This window comes from Thermodesulfovibrio yellowstonii DSM 11347 (assembly GCF_000020985.1).
Classification (GTDB): domain Bacteria; phylum Nitrospirota; class Thermodesulfovibrionia; order Thermodesulfovibrionales; family Thermodesulfovibrionaceae; genus Thermodesulfovibrio; species Thermodesulfovibrio yellowstonii.
In genome coordinates, this window is sequence record NC_011296.1 from 22253 (window position 1) to 49166 (window position 26914).

21 protein-coding genes are annotated in these 26914 nt (G+C 34.9%); 4 read left to right on the forward strand and 17 right to left on the reverse strand.

From position 1 onward, the window contains the following. The first annotated feature begins 51 nt into the window (after window positions 1–51). Genes THEYE_RS00105 through THEYE_RS00115 form a run of 3 tightly spaced genes read left to right on the forward strand, consistent with a single transcriptional unit; the run spans window position 52 to window position 3559 of the window. Window positions 52–1842, forward strand: coding sequence for a thiamine pyrophosphate-dependent enzyme (locus THEYE_RS00105; RefSeq protein WP_012545125.1), 1791 nt, complete (start codon window positions 52–54; stop codon window positions 1840–1842). Between the two features lie 9 nt (window positions 1843–1851). Next, a complete protein-coding gene (locus THEYE_RS00110) occupies window positions 1852–2295 on the forward strand; it encodes a 2-oxoacid:acceptor oxidoreductase family protein (RefSeq protein ID WP_012546200.1) in 444 nt (147 codons plus the stop codon). Continuing rightward, window positions 2282–3559 (forward strand): phenylacetate--CoA ligase, encoded by a 1278-nt coding sequence (locus tag THEYE_RS00115; protein WP_012545255.1) that lies wholly within the window; start codon window positions 2282–2284, stop codon window positions 3557–3559. The genes THEYE_RS00110 and THEYE_RS00115 overlap by 14 nt, the downstream gene beginning before the upstream one ends. A gap of 38 nt (window positions 3560–3597) precedes the next feature. Here the strand turns inward: THEYE_RS00115 and THEYE_RS00120 are convergent, their stop codons facing one another. From THEYE_RS00120 to THEYE_RS00130, 3 genes are read right to left on the reverse strand one after another with little or no spacing between them, the layout of a single operon-like run. Next, a complete protein-coding gene (locus THEYE_RS00120; RefSeq protein ID WP_012546572.1) occupies window positions 3598–4494 on the reverse strand; it encodes a universal stress protein in 897 nt (298 codons plus the stop codon). A 10-nt stretch (window positions 4495–4504) separates the two neighbouring features. Further along, window positions 4505–5554, reverse strand: coding sequence for an arsenic resistance protein (locus THEYE_RS00125; RefSeq protein ID WP_012545026.1), 1050 nt, complete (start codon window positions 5552–5554; stop codon window positions 4505–4507). 11 nt (window positions 5555–5565) lie between these two features. Further along, window positions 5566–5994, reverse strand: a complete 429-nt coding sequence (locus THEYE_RS00130; RefSeq protein WP_012546393.1) for a DUF2703 domain-containing protein — start codon at window positions 5992–5994, stop codon at window positions 5566–5568. Window positions 5995–6220: 226 nt separating this feature from the next. On the opposite strand from THEYE_RS00130, the gene THEYE_RS00135 reads away from it, so the two are divergent. Continuing rightward, complete coding sequence (locus THEYE_RS00135) at window positions 6221–7207, forward strand: galactose-1-phosphate uridylyltransferase (RefSeq protein ID WP_012546734.1); 987 nt, start codon at window positions 6221–6223, stop codon at window positions 7205–7207. Window positions 7208–7281: 74 nt separating this feature from the next. Here the strand turns inward: THEYE_RS00135 and acs are convergent, their stop codons facing one another. The 14 genes from acs to gyrA form a co-directional block, all read right to left on the reverse strand. Then, window positions 7282–9249, reverse strand: coding sequence for an acetate--CoA ligase (acs, locus tag THEYE_RS00140; protein WP_012546141.1), 1968 nt, complete (start codon window positions 9247–9249; stop codon window positions 7282–7284). Window positions 9250–9295: 46 nt separating this feature from the next. Next, entirely contained in the window at window positions 9296–10834 is a 1539-nt protein-coding gene (actP, locus tag THEYE_RS00145) for a cation/acetate symporter ActP (RefSeq protein ID WP_012546484.1), read from the reverse strand. A 2-nt stretch (window positions 10835–10836) separates the two neighbouring features. Further along, a complete protein-coding gene (locus THEYE_RS00150; RefSeq protein ID WP_012545871.1) occupies window positions 10837–11133 on the reverse strand; it encodes a DUF485 domain-containing protein in 297 nt (98 codons plus the stop codon). Window positions 11134–11144: 11 nt separating this feature from the next. Further along, window positions 11145–11837 carry a 3'-5' exonuclease gene (locus tag THEYE_RS00155; protein WP_012546015.1) on the reverse strand — a complete coding sequence of 231 codons (693 nt, stop codon included), beginning with the start codon at window positions 11835–11837 and terminating at the stop codon, window positions 11145–11147. 2 nt (window positions 11838–11839) lie between these two features. Continuing rightward, window positions 11840–13741, reverse strand: coding sequence for a DUF294 nucleotidyltransferase-like domain-containing protein (locus THEYE_RS00160; RefSeq protein WP_012545360.1), 1902 nt, complete (start codon window positions 13739–13741; stop codon window positions 11840–11842). A gap of 123 nt (window positions 13742–13864) precedes the next feature. Then, window positions 13865–15706 (reverse strand): putative nucleotidyltransferase substrate binding domain-containing protein, encoded by a 1842-nt coding sequence (locus THEYE_RS00165; RefSeq protein WP_012546223.1) that lies wholly within the window; start codon window positions 15704–15706, stop codon window positions 13865–13867. 4 nt (window positions 15707–15710) lie between these two features. After that, window positions 15711–15944, reverse strand: a complete 234-nt coding sequence (locus THEYE_RS10635; RefSeq protein ID WP_038058694.1) for a YggT family protein — start codon at window positions 15942–15944, stop codon at window positions 15711–15713. Beyond that, window positions 15941–17950 carry a sodium:solute symporter family protein gene (locus THEYE_RS00175; protein WP_012545400.1) on the reverse strand — a complete coding sequence of 670 codons (2010 nt, stop codon included), beginning with the start codon at window positions 17948–17950 and terminating at the stop codon, window positions 15941–15943. The genes THEYE_RS10635 and THEYE_RS00175 overlap by 4 nt, the downstream gene beginning before the upstream one ends. 2 nt (window positions 17951–17952) lie before the next feature. Beyond that, on the reverse strand, window positions 17953–18210 hold the full coding sequence (locus tag THEYE_RS00180; RefSeq protein WP_012546253.1) for a DUF4212 domain-containing protein: 258 nt from the start codon (window positions 18208–18210) through the stop codon (window positions 17953–17955). Window positions 18211–18221: 11 nt separating this feature from the next. Then, a complete protein-coding gene (locus tag THEYE_RS00185; RefSeq protein WP_012544928.1) occupies window positions 18222–18899 on the reverse strand; it encodes a 3'-5' exonuclease in 678 nt (225 codons plus the stop codon). Between the two features lie 152 nt (window positions 18900–19051). Next, a complete protein-coding gene (locus THEYE_RS00190; RefSeq protein WP_012544926.1) occupies window positions 19052–20287 on the reverse strand; it encodes an L-lactate MFS transporter in 1236 nt (411 codons plus the stop codon). Window positions 20288–20400: 113 nt separating this feature from the next. Next, a complete protein-coding gene (locus THEYE_RS00195; protein WP_012545848.1) occupies window positions 20401–21750 on the reverse strand; it encodes a sigma-54-dependent transcriptional regulator in 1350 nt (449 codons plus the stop codon). Then, entirely contained in the window at window positions 21747–24443 is a 2697-nt protein-coding gene (locus THEYE_RS00200) for a bifunctional acetate--CoA ligase family protein/GNAT family N-acetyltransferase (RefSeq protein WP_012546831.1), read from the reverse strand. The genes THEYE_RS00195 and THEYE_RS00200 overlap by 4 nt, the downstream gene beginning before the upstream one ends. Beyond that, complete coding sequence (gene gyrA / locus THEYE_RS00205) at window positions 24430–26910, reverse strand: DNA gyrase subunit A (RefSeq protein ID WP_012545423.1); 2481 nt, start codon at window positions 26908–26910, stop codon at window positions 24430–24432. The genes THEYE_RS00200 and gyrA overlap by 14 nt, the downstream gene beginning before the upstream one ends. Window positions 26911–26914 lie beyond the last annotated feature (4 nt).

Sequence of the window (26914 nt, forward strand, 5' to 3'; positions counted from 1 at the left end):
TATTTTAATTTTAATTTGAAACAATAGAGTATTTTTTCCTATCATATATAGATGCCCAGATTATATCTTTCAGGCAATGAAGCGATTGCTTATGGTTTAATTCAGGCAGGAGTTAGATTTATCACTGGTTATCCAGGAACTCCATCAAGCGAGATTATTCCTACCTTTCAAAAAATAATTAAAAACAAAGGATTAAAGGCATTTGCAGAATGGTCAGTAAATGAAAAGGTTGCCTATGAAGTTGCCTACGGAGCAAGCCTTGCAGAAATTAAGACAGCTGTTACAATGAAACAAGTTGGACTTAATGTGGCAATGGATCCGTTTATGAACTCTGCCTATGTGGGAACAAACTCTGCTATGGTGCTTGTAAGTGTGGATGACCCTGGTCCTCATTCTTCTCAAACAGAACAGGACAGCCGCTTTTTTGCAGTGGCTGCAAAGATACCTATACTTGACCCTTCAACAGTTCAGGAAGCCTATGATTTTGCAAAAAGGGCAGTTGAACTAAGCAGAAAATATGGTATACCAGTTATGCTCCGGGGTACAACAAGGGTTTCTCATGGAAGGGCTGATGTAGAGCTTAAAGGAAATTTTGTAAATGAGCCATTAAAAGCTCAATTTAAAATTCTAAAGGATTGGGATAAAAAACTTTGGCGTTATGCAGCTACTCCTCGTCAAAGACTTATGCTTCATGCTGCTTTAAATGAGAAAATTGCTGAAATAGAGAGAACAAATGAATTAAGATTCTTTTTCAAAGGTGATATTCTTATAATCTCAAGCGGAGCAGTTTTTTCTTATCTTTATGAGTTAATTGAAGAGTATGGACTACAAAATAAGTTGACTTTAGCAAAGGTAGACATGCCCTATCCACTTAAAAAATTTGATTTTTCAGGCTACAGTAGAGTCATTGCTATAGAAGAATCCATGCCAGTGCTTGAGTTACAACTATGCACTGAAGGAAGAAGAAACGGGATAGTGCCAAAGCAGGGAGAGCTTACTCCAGAGGTTTGCGAGGAGATTTTAGGAAGAATTGGATTAATAAAGCGAGGCAAAACCATAACTGTTCCTCCACTTAAAAGACCCTCTCTTTGTCCTGGCTGTGCACACAGAATTGCTCTTTATGCGGTAAAAAAAGTTTTCGGCAAAAAAGCAATTTATGCAGGAGATATAGGCTGTTACACCCTTGCTCTTAATTTTGGAGTTACAGATACGGTTTTATGTATGGGAGCAAGTGTCTCCTTTGGTTTTGGATTTAAAAAAGCCTTTCAATTAGCTGGCACTGAGCAGGATGTGGTATCTATAATTGGAGATTCTACATTTTTTCATACAGGAATACCTCCTTTAATTGATGCAGTCCATTACAGAGTTCCCTTTTTAACAATTATCTTAGATAACAAAACAGTAGCAATGACAGGAAACCAGAAAACTCTTTCTGATGAAGTAAGTTCCTCAGGTGAACCAGTAACACCAATAATTATTGAGAATGTTGTAAAGGGAATTGGAATTAACTTTGTTCAAACTGTGGACCCCTACGATTTTGATGTTTCAGTAAAAGTACTAAAGGATGCAAAGAAGTTTCTTAAGGAGAGAAATGAAGTAGCAGTTATAGTTTTTAGACACCTATGTGTAAACACAAAGGAAGGATTAAGTGCCAATCCAAGATATAATGTAGCTGTAGTGAAAGAACTATGCAAAGGCTGTAAGCTTTGTCTTACCGAGTTTGAATGTCCTGCAATAGTATTCAAGGAAGAAGATGTCAAAGCAGAAATTGACCATACCATTTGTGTAGGATGCGGATGCTGTGTCCATATATGCCCTACTAAAGCAATTCGTTTGATATAATAGAAGACTATGAAACTCGTTATACTTGGCAAAGGTGGACAGGGAGTTATATTTTTTTCAAGAGTGATTGCTCAGGCATCAATCAATAAGGGACTTTCTGTTTGTTCTACAGAAATTAAAGGAATGGCTAAAAAGGGTGGTGCTGTTGAGATACAGATGAAGATCGGTGAAGGAATGAGCGGAATGATTAGAAGAGGAACAGCAGATATGGTTGTTCTTTTGAGCAGAGAGTTGCTTGAGTATGCAAAAACTTTCAGTGAAAATACATTTGCTTTTACTGATGATGAAATACAAACTGCGAGGGCAAGTGTGCCCATGAGATATGTTAATACCTTTTTACTCGGTGTTTTTGTAAAAAAGACAAAACTTTTTGAGTGCCAAGATTTCATAAATATTCTTGATGAGGAAAACAAAAAATCATTTATAAAGGGGTGCGATTATGTTCAATCCTGAGAAAGAAACACTTCCAAGAGAAGAAATTGAAAAACTGCAACTTACAGGGTTGAGAAAAACCCTCAGATTTCTTAAAAATTCACGCTCAAAGCTTAAGGAAAAATACAGAGATATAGAGCCTGAAGATATCCGTAGCCTTGATGATCTTAAGAGCCTTTCCTTTGTCACAAAAGATGACCTAAGAGACTGCTATCCCTTTGGGCACATTGCTGTTGAGCCTTCTGATTGTGCAAGAATGCATATGAGTTCTGGCACCACAGGAGTACCAGTAATAAATGCTATGACAAAAAATGATATTGCCCAGTGGGGAGAGATAATGGCAAGATGTCTGGCAGCAGCTGGACTGACTGAAAAAGACAAGCTTCAGATCATGCCTTCCTTTGGACTTTTTAATGGAGGATTTGGCTTTCACTATGGAGCTGAGCGTCTTGGCTGTTTCATAGTTCCTGCAGGTGCTGGTAGGTCACTCATGCAGCTTAAACTGATAAAAGACCTTGGAGTTACAGCCTTTGGTGCAATTGCTTCCTATCCTGCAAGACTTATAGAGGTCGCGAAGGACAACGGCTTTGATTTCAGAGAGACAAAATTAAGAGCTGCAATCTTAGGAGCAGAAACATGGTCTGATGAATACAGACGTAGAATTGAAGGAGAGATGGGCATAAAAACTTTTGATATTATTGGACTTACTGAAACAGGAGGAGTTGGACTTGGAATAGACTGTGAGAGAAAAACAGGAATTCACATCTGGGAAGATCACTATATTGTAGAAATTATTGACCCTGAAACAGAAAAACCTCTCTCTATCGGCGAGGAAGGAGAGATGGTTATCACAACTCTTACCAGGGAAGGACTTCCTCTTATAAGGTATCGCACAAGAGACATATCAAAAATTTTGTCATATGAAAAGTGCGATTGCGGAAGAACACATATTCGTGTTAGCAGAATTCGCGGCAGAACAGATGATATGCTCAAGGTAAAGGGCGTTAACTTTTATCCTTCGCAGGTTGAACAGATTTTGTTGAAACATAAAGGACTTTCCTCTTATTATCAACTTGTAATAGAAACAGCGAAAGGCAAAGATGAGATGACAATAATAGTTGAAAAGGCTGATAATGGCATTACTCAGCGGGAACTTGATCAACTTGACCTTGAACTTTATGATTTTTTAGGATTTCATAGTAAAATTCAGGTAGTGCCAGAGGGAACCATTCAAAGGGTCCCCGGAAAAGCAGTAAGAATCATAGATAAAAGAAAGAAAGTTTAAAACTATAGTTTGTTAGAAATGTTCCACGTGGAACATTTCTAACAAACTCCTCCCTTTGTTACAAGTACAGGACTGTCACTATACTCTACAACATTTCTTGAAACAGAACCCCACAAAATTCCCTCTATGAAGCCCTTTCCATGAACGCCCATTGCTATACAAGTTATATCTTCTTGTTTTGCTAAATTTATAATTTCTGCTGAAGGTTTCCCTACAGAAAGATGAGTTTTAACTTTAAACCCTTCTTGTTCAAGTTTTAACTTAAGGCTTTCAAGTTTTTCCATATTTATTCTTTCAAATTCTCTGAATTTTTCAAGAGGCTGTAGTTTCATAGATTTTTCATCCATAATATGAGCTATCACAATCTCTTCAACTGAATTTTTTAGTCTCAAGATATATTTAATTGCGCTTTCAGCACAATCAGACCAATCTGTTGGATACAGAATTTTTTTGAAAGGATTTTCACAATAACGTTCGCATGCTGAAAAATCATCACCGAAGCAAGCAGGATATTTTGGGACATAAACAGGAAATCTGCCGTAACGAATTATTTTATCTGTATTTGAGCCAATAAATATTTCTCCCAGGAGGCTCTTTCTCTGCCTTCCTGAAATAATAAGCGAAACACTTTCCTGTTCAGCTACTTTAAGAATTTCTCGGTAAGGAACTCCAGTGGAGATAAATTTTTTTGATGATAAACCTGCCTCGGAGATTAATTTAAGGGCTTTTTCCATTTTTTTATCTGCGATTTCTGTTAAAGTTTTTACAAAATCTAAGTCATATCCTGCATATTTCTCCATCGGCAGTTTTGATACATCAACTACATGAATGAGAATTATTTCCTTTGTTCCAACTTTTTTGAAATTTAGCATACACTTCAAAATATCCATTGAAAATTCTTCAAATTTAATTGGATAAAGAATTTTTTCATACATAGGCTTCTCCTTATTTTTGAATTTTAAAAAGTCTATATTCTGTCTTTTTTGCAAAACCTACTAACGCAAGCATTACAGGAACTTCAATTAGTGGTCCTATTACTGTAGCAAGGGCAACTGTCGGATTAAATGCAGAAATTGCAATTGCGATAGCTATTTCAAAATCTCTTCCTGTAGAATTAAATGCTACTGCTACAGAATCCTCATAATTTAACTTAAATTTCCAGCTTACAAGGTAAACAATAACAAACATTGTCCAAAAGAAAATCGTCATTGGAATAGCCATCTGAACAATAAAAATTGGTTTTTCAAGAATTAAATCTCCCTTAAGAGCAAACATTACAATAAGAGTGAAAAGAAGTCCTGCAATTGACATTGTGTCAAGATAAAATTTGAGTTTTTTAAACCATCCCTCTCCAAATCTTTTAACTCCTAAAAATCTTGTGAGCATTCCAGCAGCTAAGGGCACTCCAAGATATAAAACCACGCTTTCGCCTACAACCCAAACATCAAATTGAACATCTCCAAGAAGTAGTTTTGCATATACAGGAATTAAGAGCATCTGAACAATGGAGTTAAAGGCAACAAGAATTATCGCAAGAGGACCATTTCCTCCTGCAAGATAAGTAAAGACAATTACCATTGCAATGCATGGAGCAAGTCCGTACAATACAAGCCCAGTATACAAATCCAGCTCACCAATTAAGAAAAATTTAGCAAGTAAAAGCATAAAAAAAGGTGCAACAGCATAATTAAAAAAGGCTACAATGGCAAGCTGTTTAGGGGATTTCATTGCTTTTCCAAGATCTTCAAACTTTATGTTTGCCATTGCAGGATACATCATCATAAACAAACCAACTACTACTCCGAGAGCTAATGTATTGGGCAAACTAAACTCATAGCCACCTTTAAATATTGATTTAATAGCATCAATTGGCGGTGTAAGTTCAAAATTTGAAATACCATACCACTTACCTATTGCAATTCCGATAATCATACTGATAATCACGAAAAAGGGAAGGAGTCTGAAGTTGTGCAACTTCTCAAGAAATTTTTTCATTCAATCCTCCGTTATTTAAAATTTTTGATTGTTAAAATTGAACTCTTTTTGTCTATTGGAATTAGTTCAGATGCAGCGATTAAGCTTGCCTTAATTATCAAATTTTCAGGAATAGCTTCATAAATATTCCCTCTAAACTGAATGGTTCTGCATTCTTCATCGCCACATACACTACAACATTTAGACTGTCCTGTTTCTGCACTAATCCATGCCTCAAGAGGTTTATCATTGATCAGTATGAGATTGGAAATTAAGGGGTTTTTATTGAATTCTGTCTCGGTTAATTCATGTTTTTCTAATAAGACTTCAATGTTAAAGTGCTTAAGAGATTCCTTAAGCTTAATATAAGCCTTCTCAATTTCCAATCCAGTATCTGCACATCTTGGACATGTAGTATTATTTTGAACAAGTCTTTGCCATTTAATAATTAGTTTTTTCATATTTCCCCCTAAAAATAAAATTGAAATATAATAAAAATATTTTATAAAAATACTAAATTTTTTGCAATTTTTAGACAATTTTTAAATTAAATATAAAAATAATTCAATTTAAATTAATTTAAAAACACGATTTTCATAAATAAAAGCTTCCAGTTTTTGCTCAAGAATTTTTTGCTTTTTAACTACACGTTAGTTTATGTTAATATTGTAAAAATATTTTGAAAAAATGTCTGAATTAAGATTAAATCTTATAACTAATGATTGGGTCATAATGATAGGGAGAGAAACCTCCCCTCGGGATTATGTTGTCAAAGAGAAAAGAAAATTACCAGAATTTGTTGAGAGTTGTCCCTTTTGTCCTGGAAATGAGATATATACACCTTCAGAAGTTTACAGCATAAGAGATGAAAAGGGTTGGAGGATAAGGGTTGTGCCTAATAAATATGCTGTTTTATCTGGTGATATGGAAAAAATAAGGAGTGAGGATGGATTAAGAAAAACTATTACAGGAACAGGTCTGCATGAAGTAATCATAGAATCTCCACTTCATAACCTAACAACAGCAATTATGCCTGTGAGTCAGATAAAAGATGTTCTCCAAACATATAAGGAGAGATTTCTTGCCTTTTACAGTGATAGAAGAATAGAGCATGTAATAATTTTCAAAAATCAGGGACCCTTGTCTGGGACAACTATTCAACATCCTCATTCTCAGATAGTAGGGCTTCCAATTGTGCCTTTCCAAATAAGAGAAAGAACGGCAAAGGCGATGCATTTCTTTGATAGCACAGGAGAATGTATTTTTTGCAAAACCTTAGATGAAGAACTGTCTTGCTCTATAAGAATAATCTGTAATACCGAACATTTTGTTTCCTTTATTCCATATGCTTCTCTTTCTCCTTTTCACATATGGATATTCCCAAAAAGACATTCTGGTTCTTTTGCAACAATAAAAGAAAATGAAATCTGGGACCTTGCTTTTAATTTGAAGTCTACAATGGCTAAACTTTATTATGGACTTGAAAATCCTGACTTTAATTTAGTATTAAGGTCAGGTAGCATTGCAGAAAGTGAATTAGAATATTTACACTGGTATATCAGTATTGTGCCAAGAATTGTTCAAGCTTCTGGATTTGAACTTGGTTCTGGCATGTATATAAACCATCTTTTGCCAGAAGTAGCCTCTGAATTTTTAAGGAATATTAAAGTATAAATAGGGAAAAAGCGTATTTTGATTTAATGATATTTTTAGGGGAGAAAGCAGAAAACCTTCTCCCCTATGCTTAATTATTTTCTTCCTGTTATCAATTCTTCTACAACAGATGGATCTGCAAGGGTTGATGTATCTCCGAGTTCTTCCAGTGCGCCAGAGGCAATTTTTCTTAAAATTCTTCTCATTATCTTACCGCTTCTTGTTTTTGGAAGTCCGCCAGCAAACTGTATTTTATCTGGAGTTGCGATAGGTCCTATCATCTGTCTTATGTGAGATATGAGCAATTTTTCAAGGTCCCTTGATGGCTCATGTCCTTCTTTAAGAACAGCATAAACATATATTCCCTCACCTTTTATATCATGTGGAAATCCTACTACCGCTGCTTCGGCAACAGCTGGATGAGCAACAAGAGCTGATTCAACCTCAGCTGTTCCTATTCTATGTCCTGATACATTTATAACATCATCAATTCTTCCCATAAGCCAGTAATCGCCATCTTCATCTACTCTTGCTCCATCACCAGTAAAGTATTTGCCTGGAAAACGTGAAAAATAGACTTCTTTAATTCGTTTGTTTTCAGGGTCTCCCCATGTTCCTCTAAGCATACCCGGCCATGGTTTTTCAATTACCAGGTAGCCTCCTTCATTTACTGCTGCAGGAGAACCATCTTCTTTTAGAACTCTCGGAACAACACCAAAAAATGGTCTTGTAGCAGACCCTGGCTTAAGAGTCATAGCACCAGGAAGAGGAGTTATCATGAATCCACCTGTTTCAGTCTGCCACCATGTATCTACAATTGGACAACGTTCTTTACCAACATGTTTGTAATACCACATCCATGCTTCAGGATTAATTGGTTCACCAACAGTGCCAAGAATTCTTAAACTTGAAAGGTCATGCTGATACGGCCATTTTTCTCCCTCTCGCATAAGAGCTCTAATGGCAGTTGGAGCTGTATAGAATATGTTAACTCTGTGCTTTTCAACAATTTCCCAGAATCTTCCTGGGTTTGGATAGGTGGGAACTCCTTCAAACATTAGAGAGGTTGCTCCTGCGCTGAGTGGTCCATAAACTATATAACTATGCCCTGTTACCCAGCCTATATCAGCTGTGCAGAAGAATATTTCCTCTGGTTTATAGTCAAATGTTAATTTAAAAGTAATATTTACATAAACCATATATCCACCAGTTGTATGTAAAACTCCTTTTGGCTTTCCAGTAGAACCTGAAGTATAAAGAATGAATAATGGGTCTTCTGCATCCACCTGTTCAGGTTCGCAATAGTTTCCAATCTCAGGGTCATTCATCAGGTCATGCCACCAGAAATCTCTTTCAGGGTCCATGTCAACAAAATTTGGAGTTCTTTTTACAACAATTAATTTTTCTACAGAGGGTGCACCTTCCAGTGCTTGATCAGCATTTGCTTTTAAGGGTACGAGTCTTCCTCCTCTTAGTCCCTGATTGGCTGTGATAAGTAGTTTTGCTCCGCAGTCATTTATTCTGTCTCTAAGAGATTGAGCTGAAAAACCTGCAAAGACTACGCTGTGAATTGCACCAATTCTTGCGCAGGCAAGAAGGGTTATAGGAAGTTCAGGAATCATGGGAAGATAAACAGCAACCCTATCTCCTTTTTTAATGCCAAGCTTTTTTAGAACATTAGCAAATCTATTGACTTCTCTGTAAAGTTGCCAGTAGGTGTATGTTTTTACCTCGCCATCATCAGCTTCCCAAATGAGTGCAGCCTTATTACCTAAGGTTGAAAGATTGCGATCAAGACAATTATATGAGGCGTTTAGCTTTCCACCTATAAACCACTTTATGTAAGGTTTATTAAAATCATAGTCTAAAACTTTATCCCATTTTTTATACCATGTAATATTTTGTTCAGCAATCTCAGCCCAAAAACCCTCTGGATCTTCTACAGAACGCTTATACATAGCTTCATATTCGGCCATGCTTTTAATATAGGCTTTTTCTGAAATTTCTTTTGGTGGAGGGAAAACCCTCTGTTCTTTAAGTAATACATCAATTCCTTGTGTCATAGATTACCTCCTTTTTTTCTATTGATTTTAACATTATTTTAGAATTTTATTCAGCACCGATACCTATATATGACCTTATTTTTTCAGTTTCAAATTTTTCTTCTGCTTCCTTTTCTTTTGTAAGCCAAGAAACTACTATACCAGCTATAAATGAACCAAAGAATGAAACTATTCCTGGATTTTTCAAAGGAAATATGGGTTGAGTATTTTTCAATATATCAACCCAAACTGTTGGACTTAAAATTATCAATATAACACTCAACAAAAGTCCTGTATATATGCTCCAAACAGCCCCCTGAGTGGTGAATTTTTTCCAAAATATAGACATAAACAGAGCTGGAAAATTAGCAGAAGCAGCTACTGCAAAGGCTAAACCAACCATGAAAGCAACATTCTGTCCTTTAAATACAATTCCAAGTATTATTGCAAGCAATCCAAGGCAAAGAGTAGCTATTTTAGCTGCTTTTACCTCCTGTTTTTCATCTGCTCTTCCTCTCTTAACCACGCCTACATAGATATCATGCGACACTGCTGATGCACCTGCAAGAGTTAATCCGGCAACTACAGCTAAAATAGTTGCAAAAGCAACAGCCGCTAAGAATCCTAAAAATATTTCTCCTCCAAGTGCTTCAGCAAGTAAAGGTGCTGCCATATTGCCACCTTTGTCAATTTTACTAATTATCTCATGTCCTACCAATGCGGCTGCTCCAAACCCAATAGTAAATGTAAGTATATAAAAGTAACCTATGAACCCAGTTGCATAAAATACTGATTTTCTTGCTTCTTTTGCATCAGGAACTGTATAAAATCTCATTAAAATATGGGGAAGCCCTGCTGTACCAAACATCAGAGCTATGCCAAGTGATATGGCATCAATGGGATTTTTTATTAAACCACCTGGCTGAACAAACTTATCACCATACTTAGATGTAACATTTGAGAATAGTTCAACATAATTAAATCCAAATTGATAAAGAGTGAGAAAAACTAAAATTGTGGCACCTCCAAGAAGAAGACATGCCTTTATAATCTGAACCCAAGTTGTTGCAAGCATTCCTCCGAATAAAACATAAGCTATCATTAGACACCCTACTATAATTATTGCCAATTCGTAAGGAAGTCCAAACATTAATTTTATTAAAGAACCTGCACCGACCATCTGAGCAATTAAATAAAAAAGGACAGTTATTAAAGCTCCTGTTGCAGCAGCTGTTCTGATAGGTCTCTGTCTAAGTCTGTATGCAACAACATCTGCAAAGGTATATTTACCAAGATTTCTGAGCGGTTCTGCAATTAAGAACATTACAATAGGCCACCCAACAAGCCAGCCTACTGCGTATATTAAACCATCATATCCTTTCAATGAAACCAGTCCAGCAATTCCGAGAAAACTTGCTGCAGACATATAATCTCCAGCGAGAGCAAGACCATTCTGTAGTCCTGTTATACTTCTTCCTGCTGCATAAAACTCTGCTGTTGTTCTTGTTCTTTTTGCTGCCCAATATGTTATATACAATGTTGCGGCAACGAAAAGCAAAAAGAAAAATATTCCTGTCAGTGTTGGTTGTCCAAGAACAGTTTGCATTATTATTCACCTCCTATTTTTTCTCTTATCTTAGAAACTTTTTCATCATAAACCTTGTTAGACCATAAAACATAAATTCCTGTAAGTAGCCAACTTAGTATTATTACTCCTATTCCTATGGGTATACCAACAGTAACAGAACCGTATAGTTTCTCTCCAAGAAACTCTTTGTTGTAAGCGACCAATAAAACAAAACCAAAATAAATAATTAACTCTAACACGGTAAGAATAAGAGAGATAGAATTTTTGCTCCTCACAATCTCCTTAAATAGAGAAGATTTTAGTAACTCTTCCTTCATAAAAAACCTCCTTAAAGTTGATAGGCTTCTTTTTTAATGGTTGTTCCGAAGCTTTTTTCATAAATAGAGCCTATTTCTAATAATTCACCAACGGTGAATATTTTTAACTCTCCAAGATAAGCAAGTAATCTCTGGAAGATTTGTGCTGTAATAAATGCATCTGACAAAGCATCATGTAGTTCTTTTGGTTCAATATCAAGAGATAAAGCAATGTCTTCAAGTGAATTTTTATTTGAGAAATCAGATGGTAAAATCTCTTTTTTAATAAGCCATTTATAAATTAGTAATGTGTCTATGCTAAAGGGTTCAAAAATCTCTCTCAAATTATTTCTTATTTCTTTTTTTAAAAAAGTTAAGTCTATATCAACACAATGTCCTACAACTAAACAATTCTTGGAAAATTTTATGAATTCTCTTAGAATAGGTTCTATTTGAGGACATTTTTCAAGTTCAGAGGGTGTTATTTCATGAATCATTATGCTTTCCTTTCGGAATTTCTTTGTTGAGGGGCTTACTGTTCTATAAAAAATATCTCCTATCTTTATAGTTCTTCCCTTCATTTTTATTGCACCAATGGCTATTATGTTATCCCTGAACTCATTTAAACCTGTAAGTTCTGTATCAACAACTACAAAATCTGTTTCGCTTATTAGCTGTTGAGAGATAATGCCTTTGTCTCTCTTTTTTCTAAAAAATTTAATCATACCTATATTATCATCAGCTTATATCTCTCAATAAGAATATCCTGAAGCTTTGATATAAGCTGGAAAGTATCTTTTAAGAGTTTTTTCTCAAGATTACTTAATGATTCAGGATTAATAAAATTATCAGGCATATTGCCCTGTAACACTTGTTCATACTGATGACGCATTCTTAAAAACATGAGAAACTCAAAAGCATATGCCATTTCGTCTGCATAATCCCTTACAACAGTATGCTTACTTTTTAATGTTTCAATTCTTTCTAAGGTTGAGGTCTCTCTTATTCCCTTTTCAAGGCTGAAAAGTCTTACTATGTCAACAATAGGAGCAATACCCTTAATTTTTAGATTTAGTTTATCTTTATGTTCACCGCTTTTTTCTACAACAAAAGTTTTGAAAAAACCAAGTGGAGGTTTGTTTCTCACTGCAAGATTAGCTAAATATCCAAGAAATACTTTCTGGTCTTTAACAATATTGAGAAGATAATCTCTTAGATTTTCCTCTAAGGAAAGGTCTCCATAAATTCCTCTAAAATCAAAAAATATATTTGAAAGGTTGATGTTTTCACCCTTTGGTGTATAAATCCATTGAGAGAAATACTTTTTCCAGACTTTGAGAGGCTGACACCATTTAGGATTACTTGCCATGATATCTCCAGGACAAGGTGGAAAACCACATTTTAGAAGATTTTCCTTTATCCAAGCTGTAAGTTCAAGAAAATATTTTTGCACCGCCTCCTGTTGTGCCTGAGGCGGATCAGCATAGATAAGTGCATTATCTTGGTCAGTTTTAAAGGTTTGTTCTTTTCTGCCCTCTGAGCCAAGAGCAATCCAGCAATAGGGGACAGGGGGTTGCCCAAACTCTCTTTCAGCAAACTGAATAATTTTTCTGACAATTCTATCATTTATCTCTGTTATGATTCGGGTTATGTTGCTTGCTTTAGCTCCTTGAGAAATCAGATTTCCTGCAATAGTGTTTACTTGTTTGGATGTATTCATTAAGCCTTCTACTGTTTGCTGAATTTCTAAATCTCTTACAATCGTAACTGGTGAAAAACCCTGAAGCATCATTATGTCGTGATTTGTAATAATTCCTTCAATCTTTCCATTTTTTATTACTAAAAGATGGTGTATATTGTATTTAAGCATTCTTACGACCGCTTCAAAACAGAAATCCTTTGCATCAATCTTTATAATTGGATAACTCATTATGTTTTTAACAGGCTCATCAACATTTCTTGCTGAGGCAACTACTTTTCTGCGTAGGTCTTTGTCTGTGATTATTCCAACTGGAATTCCTTGGCTATCCATAATGATTAGAGAACTTATAGAGTTTTCACACATAAGCCTTGCAGCATCTCTTATTGAAGTATTTTCAGGAACAGAAATAACGTTTTTAGTAGCAATTTCTTCAACAGGAGTGGTAAAAAGAAGTTTATCAACTGTATAAGTTAGTGTTTTTTTAGACTGCTCTTCTCTGTATCCTTTGTCAAAGTATATGTTCATAAAAGACCTTAAGAAAAAGTCTCTCACTTCAGAATATTTATTTATCAGATTAGAGATAGTTTCCTTTGGTATTAGATAGCAGATTGTATCATCAATTGCAACAACATTTGCTCGTGATTTATCTCCACTCATCAAAGAAACAAAGCCAAAACTGTCTCCCTCGCTTCTGTAGTCTATGACAATTTCCTCATTTTCAACTCTTCGGTATACTTTAACTCCACCTTTTTTAATAACATAAAGAAACTCACTGGGAGGACCGTCCTGAAGAAGAATATGAGTCCCCTTAGGATAATATTCCATAGATGTTTTAACTGTTACAGAATTAATAGCTTCATCACTTAAGAATTCAAAAGGAGGAACAGATTTTAGAAAATCCATGATATCTTCAATTATCTTTACCATATAGTTTTCAATGAAGCAAATATTATGCCATAGCTTAAAGGTGCTCAGATATTTAAGAGGTTAATTAACTCATTCTAAAAATGTTACTAAAAGTAACTAAGGATGTTTATTTGGGTAACAAATTTATGAAAAATATCTAAGATTATACTTATCAAAAAGAAGTTTTTGAAATTCCTCTATTTTTTTAAAAACATCAATGAGAATTTCTTTTTCTGTTTTTGATAATTCCTTCGGATTTATATAGTTGTCTGGAGGTATATTATTTCTTATTTTCTTAGCTTGTGATTTTAGTCGAAGAGTCATTAAAAACCTGTATCCTTCTTCCAGATCTCTTGCAAAATCAGGTGTAAAAATAGATAAATCTTTTAATTTTCTAATTCTCTCAAAGGTATTTGTATTTCTTATCTCATTATGGAGAGATAAAACTCTTATACCTTGAGTTATAGGGAAAATACCGTATTTTTTTATGTCAATCTCTCCTTTATACTTCCCTTCTTTTTCAGTCTTCAACTTGCCTAAAAAACCTACAGGAGGAGTGAATTTTATTGCCTCTGAGGCAAGAAAAGGTAGAAAATGTTTGGAAATTCTTATCCTTTGGAATATAAACTGCCATAGTTCATCTATTAATTTATCTTCACCGAAAACATTTCTGAAATCAAAAAATATACTTATATTTAAAACATTTTCAGGTTTAGGATTTTCCATCCATCTACCAATTTCCTTGAACCATTCTTCTTTTGTTCTTCTCCAGTAAGGATTACTAATCATAACATTTCCCTGACAAGGGGGAAAGCCGATATCAAGCAAATATTTTATATATAGTTCTGAAAACTTCTCAAAATATTCCCTATTTGCAGAATTACCTTCAAAAATTAGAGCATTATCCTGATCTGTTTTGAGGCTCTGTTCTCTCCTTCCTTCTGAGCCTATAACCATAATAGAATAATTACAGGGTGGTAAACCAATTTCTTCCTCTACAAGCCTGACTACCCTTGCCATAAAATGGTCATTAAGTTCTGCTATATATTTTCCAACATATTCAGGATCTAATCCAGACATAACACCATCAATTACGCTTTCATTTACAAGAGAATAAAGGTAGGAAAGTTCCTCTGTGCTTTTAGCTCTATCAATTTCCTTAATAAGAAAAATTATGTTTTTACTCTCATGGGATATAACCACTCTATCGTCAAGTATTCCCCAGATTGCCCCTGAATCCATTATTACTAATTTTCTTATTCTGTGTTTTGCCATTGTTAGCAGTGCATTAAAAAGCGGTTCAGAGGCATCCATTGTAATTATCGGAAAAGTAGCTACATCTTGAGCTTTTGCAAGAGAAGGATTTATCTCCTTTGCAAGGATTTTTTTTATTATATCTCTTTCTGTAATAATGCCTATTTCTCCATCCTTTTGAACAAGGCAGAATGTAGAGTCATGCTCAGCCATTGTTTTTGCTGTATCTATTATGTTCATGTTTCCTTTGATTAACAGAGGCTCTTTAATTTTAATGTCTTTTATTCTTACATCAAGAAGTCTTTCCATCTGGAAGGAACTTCTTAGCTTAGGGACCTTGTGAACTCTTTTTGCAAGTTCTTTTGTGAAATATTTAGAAAAACTCTCATATTTACTCAGCAAATCAAGAAATTTTTCTTTTTTTATCTGAAGAATTTTTGTATTATCCTCAACAATTCTTGCAGTAGATACAGGTGACATCTCACTAACTAAAGATACATAACCAAATATGTCTCCTCCTTTGAGATGAGCTATTAGCTGAGAATTTTTTTCAAGAAATACCTCACCTTCAAGAATTATGTATAAGAAATTAAGTGGTTCACTGCCTTCTTTAAAGAGTATTTCATTTTTTTTATAAGTTTTCAATTCAGCTATTGAAACTATTTCTTCAATCTCTTCTATGGGAAGGGTATCAAAGGGATATATTTTTTTGATTTTCTCTAAATCTTCCATAACATCAAAAATATTTTACAACTAAAAGGCGAAGAATAACTATAAAGATTATTATAAAAATTGTTGTTCCTTTAGGGAATATCCTTCTTGCTAATGTATATAAGGGTTCAGTTGTTCTCATAAAAAGTCCATAGATGGGGTTTTTAGGATCTTTTGTAAAAAAAGATAAAATGGCTCGTCCTATGACGAGCCACATTATAAAGGAAAGGGTATAATTGAGAAAAAGCTTTAATGTCATTCCTCAACTCCACCTTTTACTGCACCTTTGGGATATCTTATACTGTCAACAAATTCCTGGAGTTCTTGAGAGGGTGCAGCTGTAATTCTTGATACGACCAGAGCCACAATAATATTTGCAGGAAGTCCAAATATGCCTGCTGCAATTGTTTTTATCCCAAACCAGTCTATTCCATAAAATCTGCTTCCAATTATATAATATGTAGTAATTAGTAGCCCAACGATCATTCCTGTTACTGCTCCAGTTTTGTTCATTCTTTTGTCCCATATTCCAAGTACAACAGCTGGAAAGAATGTAGCAGCAGCAAGGGAAAATGCCCAGGCAACAAGTTCAACAATTATTGCCAGTTTAAAACTTGCCACATAGGCACCAATTGCAGCAACAACGATTAAGAGAGCTTTTCCAATTTTCACTCTTGTGGACGGTGATATATTTGGATTAATGATTTTGTAATAAAGGTCATGGGATATGGCATTTGAAATGGTGATTAGAAGTCCATCAGCAGTGGAAAGCGCCGCGGCAAGCCCTCCTGCAGCGATTAATCCAGCAACTACATAGGGGAGTCCTGCAATTTCTGGAGTTGCAAGCACTACTGCATCAGCCCTTATTATAATTTCAGAAAACTGAATAATTCCGTCTCCGTTCATGTCTTTTATAGAGATTAATCCTACTGAAGCCCATTTGGCAACCCATCCAGGAAGAGAGGTAAAAGCCTGCCCAACTATGTTTGTAAGAATCTCACTTCTTGCAAAAGCTGCGTAAGCTGGTGCAGTAAAGTAAAGCAAGAATATGAAAAATAAAGCCCAGGCAGCAGAACTTCTTGCTTCACGAACTGTAGGTGTAGTATAAAATCTCATAAGAACATGAGGTAACCCTGCTGTTCCAACCATCAGACAAAAAGTAAGTGCAAGAAAGTTAATTATTCCTTTTGTATCCGAAGGTGGAGATACATAGGACTTAGGTGGCTTAGACATTACCTGCGCTTCTTTCATCGTAGCAGTCCATTTTTCTTTTGCTTCTTCTGGTGTCTTAGGATAGTCTTTCAGAGCTTTTTCAGCCTTTGTTCTTTCAGGGTTTTCTGTAGGTAAGTTTTTGAGCTTTTTTTCAAGCTCGGTCTTTCCTTTTTGCCAACTTTCTGGTAATTCTTTAATTTTTGCATTTAATTCCTCAGCCTTCTTTTTCCATTCCTGTCTAACCTCTATTTCTTTAACGTCATTTACAAGAGCTTTTTGTTTTGACTCAATCACCTGTAAAGCTTGTCCATACATAACCTGCGGAATTGGGATTCCTGTATGTTTATAAGAAATGGCAACAACAGGGATCATATAGGCAGTTATCAATATTATATACTGAGCAACCTGTGTCCATGTTACTGCTCTCATGCCACCCAGAAACGAACAGACTAATATGCCTGATAAGCCAAGAAATACACCTGCTTCAAAGGGAATTCCCACAAATCTGCTTGTAATAATTCCAACACCTACAATTTGTGCCACAAGATAGGCAAAAGAGACTATTATGGCAGATACAATTCCTATCATTCTTGGAAGTTTACCACCATATCTGGCTTCCAGAAAATCTGGAATAGTAAACTGACCAAATTTTCTTATGTAAGGTGCAACCATAACTGCTAAAAGAACATATCCACCTGTCCATCCCATAATAAAGGCTAAACCGTCATAGCCCTGCAAATAGAGAGCACCTGCCATTCCAATAAAAGAAGCTGCACTCATCCAGTCTGAAGCTGTAGCCATACCATTAAATATTGCAGGAACTTTCCTACCCGCAACATAATATTCAGCAACAACTGAAGTTCTTGACAGGATGCCTATCGCAGCATAAACTCCAATTGTTCCAAATAGAAAGGCATAACCTATATACTTCTGTTGAAGCCCCATATTTTCTCCAATCCAAAGGGCTATAACAAAAATTAGAAATATACCAGTGTATACTCCATAAATCTGCCTTAATTTTTTCTTCCATGCTTGCATTGCATCATTTGCCATGGTTATTCCTCCTCTAATCCATATTTTTTATCAAGTTCATTCATCTTCATGGAGTAAAAATAATTAAGAAGAACAAATACTATAAGAGAACCCTGTGAACCCATGTAGTAGCCAAATGGAAAGCCTAAAATTGTAATGCTATTAAGAGAAGAAGCAAAAATTGCTGCCAAATAGGAGACAGCAAACCAGATTAGCAAGATAACATACATTAGAATTCTGTTATCTCGCCAGTAAGCATCAAGCGTTTCCTTCGTTACCATAAATACCTCCTTTAAAATTGATAGTTTTTTTCATATTTCCCAAACATGTATCCGGATACAGTTGGTTTCCCTATTTTTTTCAGTAAATCAAACCAGGAAGCATTGATTTTTTGAACCATGATAATCTCTCTTTGAAAAATTTGTGCTGTTATAAAGGCATCATAGAGAGCATCATGAAGCATGTCTACTTTTATATCAAAGGCTTCCGCTATTTCAGGCAATGATTTTGCTCCTTTGAATTTTTTAGATATAATTTCTCTTTCTATTAACCAGTTAAATATTATGTATGTATCAATTGCTTCAGGAGTGAAGCCTGTATTTAGCCATTTTGAAGTCTCCTTTCTCAGAAACTTAATATCAATCTCAATAAAATGTCCTACAATTGGTCTATTTTTGATAAAGTCAATAAATTCTTTAAGAATAAGTTTTATATCAGGACATTGTTCCAACTCCGTTGATGTCAATTTATGTATTAATACAGCTTTGTCTTTTGGCTTACACTGAGGATTTAAAATTCTATAGAAAATATCCCCAATTAAAATGCTTCTTTCCCTCATTGTGATTGCGCCGATGGATATAATACTGTCATTTTTTTCATCTAATCCTGTGAGTTCGGTATCAATAACAACAAATTCTTTATTACGGAAAATTTCTGATTCTATCCTGTTTTTTCTAAAAAATTTAAACATGAAAAAAGATTACTCAAATAACATGCCAGAAGACAAATTAAGTAAAATAAGGTTTTCCCCAATCATTATGAGAAAATCAAGCTGTTACATAAAGTAAAACAACAAGAAAAAAAGTAACAGAAATAAATAGAGGGATTTTAAAATATGTCTATTTAGTTTGAATTTAGCTTTTTATTGTTTAAGAAAAAAAGTGCAACAATAATACCGATGAGACTACATACAGCCACAAAAGGAAAAACCGAAAAATAAGAACCTTGTAAATCTTTAATCTGTCCTGAAATTAAAACTCCAGTGATTGCTCCAGTTCCGTATGCTGTGAATACCAGTCCATAGTTTTTTCCATAAAATTTAGTTCCATAAAAAATTTTTGTTGCTGTAGGAGCGATTGCAAGCCATCCACCAAGATTTAACCATAGTAAACAGAATCCAATAATAAATATGATTTTTTCACGAACTCCATATATTAATAAAGAAGCTCCTCCGATTATCAAAAATGACAAAATTGCAGCAGCTTTTGGTTTTATTTTGTCAGTTAGCCATCCAAAAAAGGGCCTACCTAAAAAATTAAAAATTGCATATAGAGAAACCGCAAGCGCAGCCATTTCGTGTGTTAAACCTACTTCTTTCCCCGCAGGAGCGGATATTCCAATAGCCATTAATCCAGCAAAACAACCTATAGTATAGGTTAGCCATAATGCCCAGAATGAGTTAGTTTTTATCATTTCCTCTCTGTCAAGTTCTATATTATTTGAAGTAGGATTAGAAGAAGTCTTTGCAATAAAACCCGCAGGCTTCCATCCCTCAGGAGGGAATTTGTAGGGTATAGAGAGAATTATGAGTATTATTAAGAAAGCTATTCCTAAATATAAGAAAGTACTTAATGGTCCGACTGAACCAATTAGTTGCTTGATTATCGGAGCTGTTATTAATGCTGAAAGTCCAAATCCACCAACTGTTAATCCAATTGCCAAACCAGCCTTGTCTGGAAACCATTTTGCAGAAGTTGCAATAGGGGCGCCATACATAATACCAACTCCAGTGCCACCTATTACTCCATAGAGTAAAGTTAGGCTATTGATATTTGTTGAAAAAGAAGCAGCAATCCATCCTATTCCAACCAGAATACCACCTAAAAACATTGTAGTTTTAGGTCCCCATTTTTGCATTAAATTTCCTGCAAAAGGCATAGCAAAAGCGAACATGGCTAAAAATATCATAAATGGTAATCCGCTCTCTGTTGCAGTTATATCCCAGAGTTTTTCAAGAGGAGGTCTGAAAATACTGAATGCATAAATAGCACCAAGACAAATATTTATTATAAGTCCAAAAATTACATAGAACCATCTACCACTTTCTGCTTTTATTCCTAAAATTCTTATATCTTGCATAATCTGTCTCCGTAAATAGATATGTAAAAAAATGAAGGAAATTTTAAAATAAATTTGGATGGAAATTAAAATAAAATAAACTGAACTAAATATAAAAAATTCTTATAATAGAATTAAGCAGACCTTGGAATTCCCCACTTTTTTCTCTTTTCCCATAAAGCCTTTCTTGTAATACCAAGCATATCAGCAAGTTCTTGCTCTGTATAAATAGATTGATATTTAAGAATAAATTCCTTGGTGTATTCTTCAATAGAAAGCACGGGGATTTCCTTTGCTCTATCAAAAAATTTTTCAGGATGCTGTATATATTCTGGAAGGTCCTCTGGCATTATTGTATCTGTTTCGCAGAAAACAACCGCCTGTTCAATAACATTTTGTAACTCTCTTATGTTCCCTGGCCATGGATGTTTGTAAAGAAGTTTCAGAGCCTGAGAGTCTATTTTTTTCAAATTTTTGCCCATTTTTATTGCAAATTTCCGCATAAAATGATGAGCAAGAATCTCAATATCTCTACCTCTTTCTCTTAGAGGAGGAATGCTTAAAGTAATAACATTCAATCTAAAAAAGAGGTCTTCTCTGAATTTTCCTTCTTTTACCTCTTCAATTAAATCTTTATTAGTTGCAGAGATAAATCGGAGATCAACTTTTTTACTTATGACGCTACCAAGTGGACGAATTTCTCTATCCTCTAAAACTCTGAGAAGTTTTGCCTGAAGACTTAATGGTAGATCTCCAATTTCGTCAAGGAAAACCGTACCTCCATCAGCTATCTCCAGAAGCCCCTTTTTGTCAGAAGCAGCTCCTGTAAAAGCTCCTTTTATAAAACCAAAAAGTTCACTTTCAAGAAGATTTTCAGGAAGACTTGCGCAATTGATTGCCACAAAAGGTTTTTTTCTTCTATAACTTGCCTCATGTATTGCTCGTGCAAAAAGTTCTTTACCAGTGCCTGTCTCACCAAGAAGCAGAACATTTGTTGGAGTATTAGCAATTTTTCTGATTTTTTCAAAAAGAAGTTTAATCTCTACTGATTCACCTATTATTGCACAGAGTTCTTCTTTTTCTTTAAAGGTTGGTATTTTCTCCTTTGGCTCTTCAACTATTGATGGTTTAATGAGTTTTTTAAGAGAGAGTTTTATTTCATCATAAACAAAAGGTTTTATAAGATAATCTTCTACTTTTATTTTAATTGCTTTAAGAGCAGTGCTTATTGATGGATAGGATGTGGTAAGAATAATTTTTGCATTGGGATTTAAAATCTTAATTTTGCTTGCTAACTCTATACCGTCACCATCTGGTAGTTCTATTTCAATAATTGCAAGATCATGAATATAGGATGCATAAATATTTAATGCCTGCTGAAAATTTGATGCACAATCAACAATAAAACCCTCTTTTTGTAGATAATTACTCAGACTTTCTCTTAGAGTGCTGTTACCATCTGCTATTAGCAGTCTTTCACTCATGAATTGTTTTCAAGATTTAGCAAGACCTTAACACTATCATCCTCCACATGATGTCTTACAAATCCCAATCGTTCAGCGAGTCCTAACATATAAGTATTAATTCTTAATATATCCATCCAGATTCTTTTTACTCCTAAATCTTTTGCTACTTCAATAGCATAAGTGCATAATGCCTTTCCAACGCCTTTTCCCTGCCACTCATCTTCAACAAGTATAGCCATATCTGCATCTATTCCATCAGGGTCACGAGAGAGTCTAACGTCCCCAATTATTTTTTCTCCATCAATATCTTTTACAACACAAACAAAGGCTAAGTTTCTATCATAGTCAACCTGGCAGAATTTAACAAGATTTTCATGTCTTAGGTCAATTGCTCTCTGGAAAAATCTCAAGCTTATGGTTCTTTCAGAACATCTTCCAAGAAGATTTGCAATCAAAGTTTCATCTTCAGCTTTTATGGGCCTTACGATTGCTTTTAAGCCATCTTTCAGTTCAACCTCTTTATAAAGATGAACAGGATAAGGACATATGCTCAAATGAGGTGGACAAAACTCTCCTTTCACCACTGTTTTTTTCTTTGGTGCGGTTTTGTCTAAAATTATACTACAGTCAAGAGCAAATATCTCAGAGTCTGTGATAAATATAGGATTAATATCAAATTCTTTAATTTGTGGGAAATCAGATATGAGATAAGAAAATTTTACAACAGTTTCTTCAAGCTTAAGCAGGACATCTTCATAGTAGGGGTATTTTTTAAGATATCTATAAATTTTTGTTTCTTCCATCAGTCTTTTTGCGAGTGTCTGATTTAAAGGAGGAAGTCCAACTGAATAGTCTTCCAGTGCTTCAAGAAGATTACCTCCTGTGCCAAAAAGAATAACTGCTCCAAAAGTAGGATCTTTCTTTGCTCCAAGAGCAATCTCATATCCATATGTTATAACCATTGGCTGAACAATAACTGAAGCCTCAGCATCCCCGTGTTCATTAGCAAGTTTTTTAAGCCATTTAAATCCTTCAATAGCTTCTAATTCATCTCTTATGTCAAGAATCACACCACCTTTTTTAAATTTATGTATTATTTTTGGTGTGTCTATCTTTAAAACAATTGGATAGCCTATTTCAGTAATTGCACTTTTAAGTTCTTCTAAGGTATTTGCTCTTTTTGTAAGAATTACAGGAATTCCGTATGCAGAAAGAATTTCTGAAGCTTCAAAGAATGTAGGAATGGACCTACCTTCAGAAATTGCTCTTTCAATAATTTCTGCTGCTCTTTCTGCATTAAAAGTTACATCTTTAAGAATGGTTTGAGGTGTTTCAAGAAGAAGTTTAAGGTTGAAATCATAACGATACATATACATGAATGTTCTTACTGCCTGTTCAGGTGTTACAAATGTAGGAATTCCATGTGAATTAAGTAATTCCCTTGCTTCGTTAACCAGCGCAGCTCCCATCCAGTTAGTAAGCACAGGTTTATAAGGATTTTCTTTTACTATTTTTATAACTCTTTGAGCTGTTTCTACAGGCTGCGTTCCCAATGAAGGAGTAAACATTATCAGAGCTCCATCTACATTTTTATCTTTAATGATTATTTTTAAAGCATTTTCATAATCCTCAGGCTTTGCATCTGAGACTAAGTCAAGAGGATTTCTAATTATACGAGCAGGAACAATTCCTTCAAGTTCTTTTACTGTTTCCTGTGAAAATTCAGCAAGCTCTCCTTCAAGTTTAATCAGGCTATCTACCGCACTAACAGCTGGAGCGCCCGCATTTGTAATGATTGCAAGTCTTTTTCCTCTTGGTCTCCTCTGTTTTGAAAGAGTTTCAGTTATATAAAACATATCAAGAGTTTCATCTACCCTTACAGCGCCTGCTCTTTTAAAAGCGGTATCATAAACTTTGTCTTCTCCGGCAAGAAGCCCTGAATGTGTTAAAGCAACTTCCAGAGACTCAACAAATTTACCGGATTTTACTATGACAATGGGTTTTGAAAAAGCAAAAGAACGTGCAGAAGTCATAAATTTTCTGCCATTTTTTATAGATTGCATATATATGACTATTGCTCTTGTGGAAGGGTCAACGCCAAAAAAATCTATAAGGTCAGCAAAGTCTATATCTATGTCAGAACCGAGAGAAACAAAATAGCTGAAACCAATGTTTTTATCAGCTGCTCTGTCTAAAAGAGCAACTGAAAGAGTCGCACTTTGTGCTATTAAAGCAATATTTCCTTTATTAAGTTTTCTTCTGAAAAGACTTACATTCAGATTTATTCCTGGTCTTATAAAGCCAAGACTGTTAGGACCTAAAAGTCTGAAGCCATATTTTCTATGAATTTCCTCTATTTTTTCTTCAAGATGCATTGCTTCTTTAACTTTTGTTCTGAAGTCAGGGCAGAGCAGAATAACTCCTTTAGCACCTTTTTGCCCGCATTCTTCAAGAATATCCAGAACATTTCCTCCACATTCTTCTGCTAAGACAACGAGGTCTATTTCTTTTGAAATATCGTTTAGTCTTTTATATGCTTCAACTCCCTGAACAGAGTCGGATTTTGGATTTACAGGATAAACAATTCCTTTATATTCCTCACCAATAAGATTTCTGAAAACAGTATATCCGATTGTTCCAGGGGTATTATCAGCACCGATTACAGCAATTCTTCTTGGATTAAAGAAATATTCAAGATTATAGATTGACATCGTCTTCTCCTTCTAATATTCTGCCCATACTTACAACAGTATCATCAGCAGAAAGGTCTATTAATCTAACACCTGTTGTAGCTCTTCCCTGTGGACGGATTTGAGAAACCTTAAGCCTTATCATTTTACTGCTACTACAGATTATAATTTCATCATCTTCTTTAACCTGAAGGGATGACACTACATTGCCTGTTTTTAGAGAAAGCTTAATGTTTTTTACACCTGTGCCTCCCCTATGTTGTAAACGATATTCTTCAATTGGTGTTTTTTTACCAATTCCTTTTTCAGTGATTGTAAGAACAAAGGAGCCTTCAGAGACCACATCTGCAGATACTACTTCATCCTCAGGTTCTGAAAATCTGATTCCGATTACGCCCCGAGCTGTTCTACCCATTGGTCTTACATCTATTTCACTGAATCTTACTGCCATACCCATTTTTGTGGCAATTATTAACTGGTTGTTGCCCGTTGTTTTTCTTACTGATATCAGTTCATCACCTTCCTCAAGGTCTATAGCAATTACGCCTTTTTGTCTGATATTTTTGAATTCTTCAAGAGATGTTTTTTTGACAAATCCTTTTTTTGTGAACATCATAAGATAGCCTTCTTCTATGTCCTTGCAAACTAATGCAGTGGTTATTTTTTCTCCTTCCTGAAGAGGTAGAAGATTTACAATAGCTTTACCCTTAGAAACTCTGCCAGCTTCAGGAATTTGATAAACTTTAAGACAATACACCCTTCCAAAGTTGCTGAAAAACATTATGTGATCATGAGTTGAGCCTATCAAAACTGATTCAAGATAGTCATCTGTAACAGTTTCCATAGGAGTTAATCCTTTTCCTCCCCTTTTTTGACTTCTGTAATCAGAAAGAGAAGTCCTTTTTATGTAGCCAAGATGTGTAAGAGTTATGACCATATCTTCCTGTGTAATAAGGTCTTCAATGTTTATCTCTTTTGTTTCAGTTACTATTTCAGTTTTTCTTTCATCTCCATACTTTTGTTTTATTTCAATAAGCTCATCTTTAATAATATTTCTTACCAGTTCTTCACTCTCAAGGATTGCTTTTAGTCGTTCAATCTCTTTAAGTATTGTCTCATAGTCTTGGATAATTTTTTCTCTTTCCAATCCTGTAAGTCTTTGGAGTCTCATATCAAGTATTGCCTGTGCCTGGATTTCTGTTAAAGGAAATCTGTTCATGAGTTTCATTTTAGCTTCTTCAGGATTTTGAGATTTTCTAATAATGGAGATTACTTCATCAAGATTTTCAACAGCTATTTTTAATCCAAGCAATATATGTGCTTGATGTTCTGCTTTTTTTAAATCAAAAGCTGTTCTTTTTATTACAACATCTTTTCTATGTTTGAGAAATTCCCATAAGGCTTCTTTTAGATTCAGTATTCTTGGCTGACCATCAACAATTGCAAGCAGTATTCCTCCAAACGTAGTTTCCATTTGAGTATGCTTATATAAATTATTGAGCACTACCTCTGGCATCTCTCCTTTTTTAAGTTCAAGAACAACTCTTATTCCTTCTCTGTTTGATTCATCTCTTATTTCTGTTATTCCTTCAATTTTCTTTTCTCTTACAAGCTCTGCAATCTTTTCAATAAGTTTAGCTTTATTAACTTGATATGGAATTTCTGTGATTATAATTTTTTCTTTAAATGCTTTGCCTTCGGGCTCTATTTCAAATAGTGGAACTTCCTTGCTCTTTTTACCTTTTGTTTCTCTTTCAATTTTAACTTTTGCTCTTATTCTTATAAGTCCTCTGCCTGTTAAATAAAGATCTCTGATTCCCTCTATGCCATAAATTGTGCCACCCGTTGGGAAATCTGGTCCTTTTACAAATTCTAATAGTTCCTCCATTGAAATCTGAGGGTTTTCAAGAAGTTTAATTAATGCATCCACAATTTCGTTAAGATTGTGTGGTGGTATATTTGTTGCCATTCCTACTGCAATTCCTGAAGAGCCATTGATAAGAAGATTTGGAATCCGAGCAGGAAGCACAAGAGGTTCTTGTGTTGTAGCATCAAAGTTAGGGGCAAAGGGAACTGTTTCTTTATCTATATCCTGTAGTAATTCTTCAGCAATTTTTGTAAGTCTTGCTTCAGTATAACGATATGCAGCAGGTGGATCACCATCAATAGAACCAAAATTACCTTGTCCGTCTATGAGAGGATAACGCATATTGAAATCTTGAGCAAGTCTTACCAATGCATCGTATACTGCCTGGTCTCCATGGGGATGATATTTCTTTAATACCTCACCAACTACTCCAGCGCATTTTGAATATTTCTTCCCTGCAAGAAGTCCTTCACGAAACATGGCATAGAGGATTCTTCTTTGAACAGGTTTCAGTCCGTCTCTAACATCAGGAAGAGCTCTACCTATGATTACGCTCATTGCATAATCAAGGTAGCTTGTTTTCATCTCCTCTTCAATATTTACTTTTAAAACATTTGGCATAGGC

Excerpts from the sequence above, each read along its gene's own strand:
- THEYE_RS00105 (WP_012545125.1), top strand. The coding sequence starts at position 52 with ATGCCCAGATTATATCTTTCAGGCAATGAAGCGATTGCTTATGGTTTA.
- THEYE_RS00110 (WP_012546200.1), top strand. The coding sequence starts at position 1,852 with ATGAAACTCGTTATACTTGGCAAAGGTGGACAGGGAGTTATATTTTTT.
- THEYE_RS00115 (WP_012545255.1), top strand. The coding sequence starts at position 2,282 with ATGTTCAATCCTGAGAAAGAAACACTTCCAAGAGAAGAAATTGAAAAA.
- THEYE_RS00120 (WP_012546572.1), bottom strand. The coding sequence starts at position 4,494 with ATGTATGAAAAAATTCTTTATCCAATTAAATTTGAAGAATTTTCAATG.
- THEYE_RS00125 (WP_012545026.1), bottom strand. The coding sequence starts at position 5,554 with ATGAAAAAATTTCTTGAGAAGTTGCACAACTTCAGACTCCTTCCCTTT.
- THEYE_RS00130 (WP_012546393.1), bottom strand. The coding sequence starts at position 5,994 with ATGAAAAAACTAATTATTAAATGGCAAAGACTTGTTCAAAATAATACT.
- THEYE_RS00135 (WP_012546734.1), top strand. The coding sequence starts at position 6,221 with ATGTCTGAATTAAGATTAAATCTTATAACTAATGATTGGGTCATAATG.
- acs (WP_012546141.1), bottom strand. The coding sequence starts at position 9,249 with ATGACACAAGGAATTGATGTATTACTTAAAGAACAGAGGGTTTTCCCT.
- actP (WP_012546484.1), bottom strand. The coding sequence starts at position 10,834 with ATGCAAACTGTTCTTGGACAACCAACACTGACAGGAATATTTTTCTTT.
- THEYE_RS00150 (WP_012545871.1), bottom strand. The coding sequence starts at position 11,133 with ATGAAGGAAGAGTTACTAAAATCTTCTCTATTTAAGGAGATTGTGAGG.
- THEYE_RS00155 (WP_012546015.1), bottom strand. The coding sequence starts at position 11,837 with ATGATTAAATTTTTTAGAAAAAAGAGAGACAAAGGCATTATCTCTCAA.
- THEYE_RS00160 (WP_012545360.1), bottom strand. The coding sequence starts at position 13,741 with ATGGTAAAGATAATTGAAGATATCATGGATTTTCTAAAATCTGTTCCT.
- THEYE_RS00165 (WP_012546223.1), bottom strand. The coding sequence starts at position 15,706 with ATGGAAGATTTAGAGAAAATCAAAAAAATATATCCCTTTGATACCCTT.
- THEYE_RS10635 (WP_038058694.1), bottom strand. The coding sequence starts at position 15,944 with ATGACATTAAAGCTTTTTCTCAATTATACCCTTTCCTTTATAATGTGG.
- THEYE_RS00175 (WP_012545400.1), bottom strand. The coding sequence starts at position 17,950 with ATGGCAAATGATGCAATGCAAGCATGGAAGAAAAAATTAAGGCAGATT.
- THEYE_RS00180 (WP_012546253.1), bottom strand. The coding sequence starts at position 18,210 with ATGGTAACGAAGGAAACGCTTGATGCTTACTGGCGAGATAACAGAATT.
- THEYE_RS00185 (WP_012544928.1), bottom strand. The coding sequence starts at position 18,899 with ATGTTTAAATTTTTTAGAAAAAACAGGATAGAATCAGAAATTTTCCGT.
- THEYE_RS00190 (WP_012544926.1), bottom strand. The coding sequence starts at position 20,287 with ATGCAAGATATAAGAATTTTAGGAATAAAAGCAGAAAGTGGTAGATGG.
- THEYE_RS00195 (WP_012545848.1), bottom strand. The coding sequence starts at position 21,750 with ATGAGTGAAAGACTGCTAATAGCAGATGGTAACAGCACTCTAAGAGAA.
- THEYE_RS00200 (WP_012546831.1), bottom strand. The coding sequence starts at position 24,443 with ATGTCAATCTATAATCTTGAATATTTCTTTAATCCAAGAAGAATTGCT.
- gyrA (WP_012545423.1), bottom strand. The coding sequence starts at position 26,910 with ATGCCAAATGTTTTAAAAGTAAATATTGAAGAGGAGATGAAAACAAGC.